Below are 6298 nucleotides of genomic sequence, written 5' to 3'. Positions count from 1 at the left end.
TATGTTTTCAGATGTTGAAAAGTCTGAAAGCAAAGTTAAAAATTAGCATTTTATTGTAAGACTAAATTTTAGTAACAATTTGTGGAGAGATGGCTGAGTGGTTGAAAGCACCGGTCTTGAAAACCGGCATACGTTAATAGCGTATCTAGGGTTCAAATCCCTATCTCTCCGCCACTATTAAAAAACCCGCTGATACCTCAGCGGGTTTTTTGCATTTTACCTACCAAATTCTATTCCAAGCTTATATCTATTAAAAATTAGCTAGTTAGATCTATCCTGTTTCTAGAGTATTCGGGTTACTTAAAAAGCTACTGGATGACTTCTATTTTCACACACTACACTTGCTTAGACGGTAAATATAGCGCTGTATTAGTAGAGGGAGTTACCTTGATTGGATGACAACTCTAGCTGGGAACGACGCATTTTTTCGCAAAAAAAGAGAGCTCAGCGATTACTGGGCTCTCTCTTATTCTATTTTAAAGGATTTGTTTAAGAATTTTATCTACGCTGACTCGGGTTATTTTGCGAATGAGTTTTTGAACTTCTAGTGGGTAATTTTCTACCTTATCTAGTTGCCTGTAAGTACAAATAAGTTCAGTGTGCTGCAGGATATTTTCGACTTCCTTTTCAAACTTCTCAGTTAGATGGTTATAGTGATCTTGTATAAGGATCGCATTTTCCAAATCTAACTTCCAAGCCCTAGGGTTAAGATTGTTGCCTGTTATCAGCATATATCTCTTGTCGACCCATATACCCTTGAGGTGGTAGCTATTTGAATCATGCTTCCATACTCTGATATTGAGCATGCGACTAGCAATATTGGCTTCATTGACTTTCGCAAAGCGCCTTAAGTTCATTTCGTATAAATATGGCAGTCCGGCAATAGTTTTGAATTCTTCTTCAGGTGGGATATAGAAATCATTGGCAGTTTTATCACCAACAACAATAGTGACTTTAACACCGCGCTTTAATGCTTTCTTTATCTGCCTTGCTAGGCTTTTGGGGAAATTAAAATATGGTGTACAAATAAAAACTTCATCTTTTGCGAGAGCTACTAAATGGTTGATGCTCTGATTAAGTCTATTTCGTCGCTTTCCTACGCCAACAAGTGGTGTAACAGCTACCTGCTCAGAACCCACATTCTGATGATCAAATTTATATTGGCTCTGTGCCAAAGATGATCGTAGTTGTCGAATCGCGGGCTTAATCGATTTTGTATTTGGTTTGCTATTACATGCCAGATTGTTGACCGCTGGATGCTGGATCATCGATTGTTCGATGTATTCCGTCATACAGTTGGCTAAGCATTCATTGTGAAATACATGGTAGCGATCAAAGCGGTACTTATCGTTAAAATTGAGATAGATATTGTTTAGACTAGCTCCGCTATATATCACGGAATTATCGATAACAAAGCCTTTTAGATGAAGAACTCCGAATACTTCTCGTCCTCGAACTGGAACGCCATATACAGGAATAGGCTTTACATGTTGCTCTGCAAATTTCTTATATAGGGCGGCGTTACCTTCGGACGCTTCTGCACCAATTAACCCTCTTTGAGCTCGATGCCAGTCGACACAGATCTTAATGTCTAAATCTGGGTTCTTTTGCTTTGCCTCGTAAAGAGCAGTCAACACTTCCCTACCGGCGTCATCATCTTCTAGATAAAGTGCAACAATGTAGATTCGATGAGTTGCTTGCTTAATCGCACTAAGCAGGTGTTCACGAAACGATTTTGCCGAATGCAGAACCTTAAAAGAATCTGGATCTTGCGCAATTGTTGGAAGTGTCTTAATGAGATTCCTGGTTGCGATCATGTTAGAGGCTTTACCTTCTTTATACGATTGACGGCTAATCGTTCATTTTACCAAAAGTCGGACCACATTGACTAGATAACTCAAACATAAGCGGAATAATCTTATACAAAGTATTTCATCGCGTTTAATTTTTTCCCACTACGGAGATATCGGATAAACAGATTCTTTAATCCATTGGGTAAATCTTCTGTTTCAATAGATTTAAATCCATGTGATTGATAAAAGTTGTTCAAATGCTCATAAGCAAAGCAAAAATCACCTTCTTGTAATACGACATCTTCGCAGAAAACTAATAACTTGTGACCTAAACCTTGATTTTGATGTTCTTGTGCAACCAGCATACCCGTTAAGAGCCGACTGCCTTCAATGGTTCGAAATCGCACAGTAGATACCAAGGTCTCGTTAAGATATCCACCCAAAATTAGCTCGTCCGATTTTGGTTTTGCGGAAGGGTAATATTGTTTATAAAAGCGCTTAACTAAAGGTAATAGAATAGGGTCGAGTTTTTTGACTTCAAGCTCACTCATTCGTCACTGCGCTCTCTAACTAGTTGAGGTAATATGATCGTTAGTGAAATTCTAACTCCAAATATTATGCAGATATACAAAAACAATAGTTTGAAGCCCTTTCATACCTTTGGTATCGATGTCCAATGTCGTCATATGGCTGCCGTCGAATCAATTGAAGACCTCAGAGAGGTCTACGATAACCTGGAATGGAGTGAGTTACCTAAGTTGATGCTAGGTAAAGGCAGTAACGTATTATTCACTCAAGACTTCCTCGGTGTAGTGTTGCTCAACAGGTTAAAAGGAAAGTCTGTCATTGAGTCAGATACTCATTTTCATGTGCATGCTCAAGGAGGAGAGGATTGGCCTGAGTTTGTTAAGTGGACACTTGAAAATGGCTATTTTGGGTTAGAGAATCTTGCCCTTATACCTGGCTGTGTAGGTTCTGCCCCTATTCAAAATATCGGAGCGTATGGTGTTGAGCTAAAAGATGTATGTGAATACGTTGAAATCTATTGTCTTGAAAGCGGGCAGACCAAGCGTTTGACTAATACTGAGTGTCAATTTGGATATCGGGATTCTATTTTTAAGCGCGAGTTGAAAAGCAAAGCTATTGTGGTTTCTGTTGGTTTTAAACTAGTCAAAAACTGGACGCCCAAAACAATATATGGCGCTTTAGCTGATTTGCCGAAAGAAGATCAAACCGCATTTAATATTTACGAGCGAGTTTGCGACATTCGTCGTTCTAAACTTCCAGATCCTTGTAAACAAGGAAATGCAGGTAGCTTTTTCAAGAACCCAGTGATCTCTCAAGATCAATTCGATCGACTAGAGAGCCAGTATCCAGATATCGTCGGTTACCCCAATAAAGAAGGCGTTAAGTTAGCTGCAGGATGGTTGATTGATAAAGCTAACTTAAAAGGTAAAAAAATTGGTGGTGTTATGGTGCATCCAAAACAAGCGTTGGTGTTGGTAAATACTGGCGATGCAACATCAAACGACGTTGTCAGCCTTGCAGCTTTTGTAAAGCAAACGGTGTATAAAAAATATCAGGTTGAGCTGGAGCATGAAGTGCGTTTTATAGGAAGTTTAGGTGAAACGTGTCTTTCGGAATGCCTTAAGGATAAATAATGAAAGTAGATTCCGTAAAATACGGCATTGTTAAACAACTCGCTGATGGTGAGTTCCATTCTGGTGAAGCCCTTGGTGAGCAGTTTGGCGTGTCTAGGGCAGCAATAAGCAAGCATATTAAAAGCATACAAGATCTAGGGCTTGATGTATTCAGTGTCCAAAGAAAAGGCTATCGTTTACCTAGACCACTTTCTTTGCTCGATAAAGACAAATTGACTAGTAGCTCTACTCGAATGTTAAAAGTATTTCCTGTCATCAATTCAACAAATCAATTCTTACTTGATTGTGCCGGAGAACTGAATCGTGGTGACGTGTGCTTGGCAGAATACCAGAGCCAAGGTCGAGGTCGACGTGGGAGAGAGTGGGTATCTCCTTTTGGTAGTAATCTGTATTTGTCGATGTATTGGCGATTAGATGCAGGAATTGCTGCAGCAATGGGGCTCAGCTTAGTTGTTGGCGTTGCGGTAGTCGAGGCTTTTGAATCTCTTGGTATTCAAGGTGTAAAGCTAAAATGGCCCAATGACCTTTATTATGAAGATAAAAAGCTGGCAGGTATTCTTGTTGAAATGTCTGGACAGGCCGGTGCGGCTGCACATCTAGTAATTGGTATGGGGTTAAATATAGCCATGCCAGACAAAACAGAAAACATTACGCAGCCTTGGACTTCATTAGAGCAGATTTTACCTAATGAAAATATTGACAGAAATATATTAGCTTTATCTATTATTAACGCTTGGGAGCGCTCCCTAGAAAGCTATGAACTCCTTGGTATGGAAGGCTTTGTTGAACGATGGAATCGCTTAGATAATTATCTTGGAAGACCTATCAAATTAATACTGGGTCCGAAAGAGTTATATGGAATAGCGAGAGGCATTGATGGACAGGGCGGTATACTAATTGAAACAGACAAAGGCATTGAGACTTACATAGGGGGAGAAATTTCCTTGAGAGGAATCTAATCGTTACGCTACTTTCTCAGCAGAACTTTTTCTACCATATGGTTTTGCCCTTTTTGCAAAATGAGCTGTGCGCGCTCACGAGTTGGCAAAATGTTCTGCTGTAGATTTTTTCCATTTATGGTTTGCCAGATGCTTTGAGCCTTTTCGAGAGCTTCATTTTTGGTTAGTTTAGTGTAATGACCAAAATAAGAACCTGGCTTCGTAAACGCCCCCTGTCGAAATTTCATAAATCGTTCGACATACCACGTTTGAATCATTTCTGGTTGCGCATCCACAAAGAGAGAGAAGTCTAAAAAGTCTGAAATGAACACTCTATGTGGATCGTGTGGGTAATCCATCCCGCTTTGGAGTACGTTCAGACCTTCTATAATCAAAACATCTGGTAAATCAACGACTTTTTTATTTGATGTAATGTCGTATGTAAGATGTGAATAGACAGGGGCTTTCACATTTCTCTTGCATGCTTTTACATCTGAGACGAATTGCACCAATTTTTTCATGTCGTAGGATTCTGGGAATCCCTTCTTCTGCATCAGCCCGTTTTCGTTTAACACCTTGTTAGGGTATAAGAATCCATCGGTAGTAATGAGTTCTACTTTTGGGTGATTTTCCCAACGAGAGAGCAGCGCTTTTAGCAATCGAGCTGTCGTGCTTTTCCCTACTGCAACACTACCTGCAATTCCAATAACAAAGGGTGGTGCGTGCTCTTTTTGATTTAAGAAGCGATGTAATACAGAATTTCGACTTTGCCTTGCTTCCACATACAAGTTCAACAATCGTGATAGAGGAAGGTAGATATCTACGGCTTCTTTCATCGTGAGACTCTCATTAATGCCCTGAAGTTCTTTCAGATCCTCTTCTGACAACATCATAGGCACAGAGTCACGTAACTCTGACCATTGTTGACGGTTAAAAGACATGTAAGGGCTCATAAAGTACTCAGATATCCATATAAATCAGGGAGAGTGACAATACACTATGCTACGTCACTTGCAAACGATTTGGACGCCAATTGTTGAGTGTGAATCATGAAATCTTGATGGATTTGTGCGCAAATAACCCGAAGTTAAAGGAAATTTGTATTTTTTTTCAATTTTCTATTGCAAGGTACAAAATCATTCAATAGAATTCGCCCCACTCGTGTGCCGACTTAGCTCAGTAGGTAGAGCAACTGACTTGTAATCAGTAGGTCACCAGTTCGACTCCGGTAGTCGGCACCACTTTTTCCCTCTGTGTAATAGAGAGCGAGAAAAAGTTTTAAAAATTTGGAGGGGTTCCCGAGTGGCCAAAGGGAGCAGACTGTAAATCTGCCGGCACTGCCTTCGATGGTTCGAATCCGTCCCCCTCCACCATATTCCTAAAGGAAATAGCTCACAGAGTTACGTGTTGCGGGCATCGTATAATGGCTATTACCTCAGCCTTCCAAGCTGATGATGCGGGTTCGACTCCCGCTGCCCGCTCCAACTCATTTTAAGTGCTGATATAGCTCAGTCGGTAGAGCGCACCCTTGGTAAGGGTGAGGTCGGCGGTTCAAATCCGCCTATCAGCACCAGCTCTTAGTGACCTTCCTTTTTGTAATACAATCACCATTATTTTGGTTGCGTGGTCTTAAAAGCCACCTAAATCCGTACCTTGAGGGACACCCCATGTCTAAAGAAAAATTTGAACGTACGAAACCGCACGTAAACGTTGGTACTATCGGCCACGTTGACCACGGTAAAACAACTCTAACTGCTGCAATCTGTACTACTCTATCTAAAGTGTACGGCGGTGAAGCGAAAGACTTCGCATCAATCGATAACGCTCCAGAAGAGCGTGAGCGCGGTATCACAATCGCAACTTCTCACGTTGAGTACGACACTCCAACTCGTCACTACGCACACGT

6 protein-coding genes and 5 tRNA genes are annotated in these 6298 nt (G+C 40.8%); 8 read left to right on the top strand and 3 right to left on the bottom strand.

All coding sequences use genetic code 11. The annotated features are described in order from the left end of the window. The first annotated feature begins 83 nt into the window (after nucleotides 1–83). Nucleotides 84–174, top strand: a tRNA-Ser gene (locus tag VPNCDNU1_RS28115). 302 nt (nucleotides 175–476) lie between these two features. Here VPNCDNU1_RS28115 and pssA read toward each other — a convergent pair. After that, entirely contained in the window at nucleotides 477–1817 is a 1341-nt protein-coding gene (gene pssA, locus VPNCDNU1_RS28110) for a CDP-diacylglycerol--serine O-phosphatidyltransferase (RefSeq protein WP_104403437.1), read from the bottom strand. 101 nt (nucleotides 1818–1918) lie between these two features. Then, nucleotides 1919–2344, bottom strand: a complete 426-nt coding sequence (locus VPNCDNU1_RS28105) for a GNAT family N-acetyltransferase (RefSeq protein WP_104403436.1) — start codon at nucleotides 2342–2344, stop codon at nucleotides 1919–1921. 66 nt (nucleotides 2345–2410) lie between these two features. Here VPNCDNU1_RS28105 and murB point away from each other — a divergent pair, with 66 nt between their 5' ends. Both murB and birA read left to right on the top strand, forming a co-directional pair. After that, nucleotides 2411–3454: a UDP-N-acetylmuramate dehydrogenase gene (gene murB / locus VPNCDNU1_RS28100; RefSeq protein ID WP_104403438.1), complete on the top strand. Its 1044-nt coding sequence runs from the start codon at nucleotides 2411–2413 to the stop codon at nucleotides 3452–3454. Beyond that, complete coding sequence (gene birA / locus VPNCDNU1_RS28095) at nucleotides 3451–4413, top strand: bifunctional biotin--[acetyl-CoA-carboxylase] ligase/biotin operon repressor BirA (protein ID WP_371410823.1); 963 nt, start codon at nucleotides 3451–3453, stop codon at nucleotides 4411–4413. The genes murB and birA overlap by 4 nt, the downstream gene beginning before the upstream one ends. Nucleotides 4414–4421: 8 nt before the next feature. On the opposite strand, the gene coaA is transcribed toward birA, so the two are convergent. Further along, on the bottom strand, nucleotides 4422–5345 hold the full coding sequence (coaA, locus tag VPNCDNU1_RS28090; RefSeq protein ID WP_101114264.1) for a type I pantothenate kinase: 924 nt from the start codon (nucleotides 5343–5345) through the stop codon (nucleotides 4422–4424). Between the two features lie 212 nt (nucleotides 5346–5557). Here coaA and VPNCDNU1_RS28085 point away from each other — a divergent pair. The 5 genes from VPNCDNU1_RS28085 to VPNCDNU1_RS28065 all read left to right on the top strand — a co-directional run. Continuing rightward, a tRNA-Thr gene (locus VPNCDNU1_RS28085) sits at nucleotides 5558–5633 on the top strand. 47 nt (nucleotides 5634–5680) lie between these two features. After that, nucleotides 5681–5765 (top strand) — tRNA-Tyr (locus tag VPNCDNU1_RS28080). A gap of 36 nt (nucleotides 5766–5801) precedes the next feature. Continuing rightward, nucleotides 5802–5876 (top strand) — tRNA-Gly (locus tag VPNCDNU1_RS28075). Between the two features lie 13 nt (nucleotides 5877–5889). Continuing rightward, nucleotides 5890–5965 (top strand) — tRNA-Thr (locus VPNCDNU1_RS28070). Between the two features lie 94 nt (nucleotides 5966–6059). Further along, the coding region (locus tag VPNCDNU1_RS28065; RefSeq protein WP_237324243.1) for a GTP-binding protein at nucleotides 6060–6298 on the top strand (239 nt) is incomplete at its 3' end.

It is taken from the genome of Vibrio penaeicida, from assembly GCF_002933855.1.
Taxonomy (GTDB): Bacteria; Pseudomonadota; Gammaproteobacteria; order Enterobacterales; family Vibrionaceae; genus Vibrio; species Vibrio penaeicida_A.
The sequence above is the reverse complement of the archived record's forward strand: the minus strand, read 5'-3'. Positions and strand labels throughout refer to the sequence as shown.

What these genes read in the sequence shown, in the direction of transcription:
- pssA (WP_104403437.1), bottom strand. Translation starts at nt 1,817, where the DNA reads ATGATCGCAACCAGGAATCTCATTAAGACACTTCCAACAATTGCGCAA.
- VPNCDNU1_RS28105 (WP_104403436.1), bottom strand. Translation starts at nt 2,344, where the DNA reads ATGAGTGAGCTTGAAGTCAAAAAACTCGACCCTATTCTATTACCTTTA.
- murB (WP_104403438.1), top strand. Translation starts at nt 2,411, where the DNA reads ATGCAGATATACAAAAACAATAGTTTGAAGCCCTTTCATACCTTTGGT.
- coaA (WP_101114264.1), bottom strand. Translation starts at nt 5,345, where the DNA reads ATGAGCCCTTACATGTCTTTTAACCGTCAACAATGGTCAGAGTTACGT.